The 282-nt window shown below is 31.9% G+C and carries 1 protein-coding gene; it reads left to right on the forward strand.

The genetic code is table 11. The features are described from left to right. The first annotated feature begins 1 nt into the window (after position 1). Positions 2-136, forward strand: a complete 135-nt coding sequence (locus ACNKXV_RS14655; protein WP_417908434.1) for an RteC domain-containing protein — start codon at positions 2-4, stop codon at positions 134-136. Positions 137-282 lie beyond the last annotated feature (146 nt).

The raw sequence follows: 282 nt of genomic DNA on the forward strand, positions 1-282 counted from the left end.
TATTTTCAACGTCAAGTTAGATAACATCTTTAAGACTTATTCGGAAATTAAAGCACGGAAGGGTAATAGAACAAAATACCTGAATCAACTCATTGTGCAATTAGAGCAAAAAATGCATCGTGACGATGAAGCCTAGATTTTCGGTATACCTTCCTGACTACGACTTTTGTTAATGCCATTTAAAAGTGGTCATATCTCTTTCACTCTTTATATTATACAGGCATTTTAATTTATAAACACTTTCTCCAAGTTCCAAATTGATAAGGATTTTTTTTTCGTAGT

The organism is Christiangramia aquimixticola, assembly GCF_048285835.1.
In the GTDB taxonomy this organism is placed as follows: Bacteria; Bacteroidota; Bacteroidia; order Flavobacteriales; family Flavobacteriaceae; genus Christiangramia; species Christiangramia aquimixticola.